Raw genomic sequence first — 1086 nt, forward strand, 5'->3', positions numbered from 1 at the left:
CAGGCTGCTGGCCGCGGTCGCCGCCGCGCCCGAGCGGCCGATCGGCGCGGTCGACCTGCTGTCGGCCGAGGAGCGGCGCGAGCTGCTGCCGGCCGCCGGGGGCGGGGTGGCCGGGGTGAGCCTGCCGGAGCTGTTCGCGGCGCGGGTGGCGGCGGCGCCGGACGCGGTCGCGCTGGTCTGTGGTGGTCTGGAGCTGACGTATCGTCAACTGAACGCCCGGGCGAACCGTTTCGCGCATGCGCTGATCGCGCGGGGGGTGGGTCCGGAGCAGCTGGTGGCGGTGGCGTTGCCGCGCTCGGTGGAGTCGGTGGTGGCCGTCCTCGGCGTGCTGAAGGCCGGGGCGGCGTACCTGCCGGTGGATCCGGCGTACCCGCGGGCGCGGATCGACTTCATGCTGGCGGATGCCCGTCCGGTGCTGGTGGTGGACGACCCGGCCATGGTGGCTGAGGGCGACTGGCTGGAGAGCGACCCGGAGGTCGCGCCCGACGTCCGGAACCCGGCGTACGTGATCTACACCTCGGGTTCGACCGGCCGTCCCAAGGGCGTTGTGGTCAGCCACGGTGGCGTGTCGGGACTGGCGGCGGCGCAGGTCGAGCGCCTCGGCGTCGGGCCGGGCAGCCGGGTCCTCCAGTTCGCCTCGCCCAGCTTCGACGCGTCGTTCTGGGACCTGTGCAGCGCCCTGCTCAGCGGCGCCGCCCTCGTCCTGGCCTCGGCCGACGCTCCGCTGGAGTCGCTGACGGACCACCGGCTCGGCGTCACCCATGTGACCCTGCCGCCCTCGGCCCTGGCGGCGGTGGACGGTGCCGACGTCACGGCCGGCACCCTGGTGGTGGCGGGGGAGGCGTGCCCGCCGGAGCTGGTGGCGCGGTGGGCGCCGGGTCGGCGGATGATCAACGCGTACGGCCCGACCGAGACCACGGTCTGCGCGACGATGAGCGACCCGCTGGCGCCGGGTTCCGGTGTGCCGCCGATCGGCCGTGCGGTCGCGGGCTTCCGGGTGTATGTGCTGGACGCGCGGCTGCGCCTGATGCCGCCGGGCGTCGCGGGGGAGCTGTACGTTGCGGGGCCGGGCCTGGCCCGGGGCTG

General features: G+C 75.8%; 1 protein-coding gene. It reads left to right on the forward strand.

The annotated features are described in order from the left end of the window. Positions 1-1086 (forward strand): AMP-binding protein (locus ACFU6K_RS39550; protein ID WP_380671591.1); only part of this gene is annotated, 1086 nt, incomplete at both ends.

The organism is Kitasatospora sp. NPDC057512, assembly GCF_042802135.1.
Classification (GTDB): domain Bacteria; phylum Actinomycetota; class Actinomycetes; order Streptomycetales; family Streptomycetaceae; genus Kitasatospora.